1 protein-coding gene is annotated in these 257 nt (G+C 66.9%); it reads left to right on the plus strand.

The genetic code is table 11. The features are described 5' to 3' along the window. Positions 1 to 257 (plus strand): HNH endonuclease signature motif containing protein (locus QSK03_RS33005; RefSeq protein WP_285660079.1); only part of this gene is annotated, 257 nt, incomplete at both ends.

The following is a 257-nucleotide window of genomic DNA, read 5'->3' on the forward strand; positions in this document are numbered from 1 at the left end:
CCGCTGCCACGCCCACCACGTCCGCTACTGGCTCGACCACGGCGACACCGCGCTGGACAACATGACCCTGCTGTGCCGGTTCCACCACCAGCTCATCCACCACGGCCACTGGACCGTCGCCATCACCAAGGGCCTGCCCTGGTTCACCCCGCCGGCCTGGATCGACCCCAATGCCGCTGACTTAGGGTCCGCCGCGGGAGGCGACTGCAGCGGAATAGTGTCTGGTCGTTTAATAGTCTCTCTGCCTCGCGGCGCGT

The organism is Actinomycetospora sp. NBRC 106375 (genome assembly GCF_030269665.1).
Taxonomy (GTDB): domain Bacteria; phylum Actinomycetota; class Actinomycetes; order Mycobacteriales; family Pseudonocardiaceae; genus Actinomycetospora.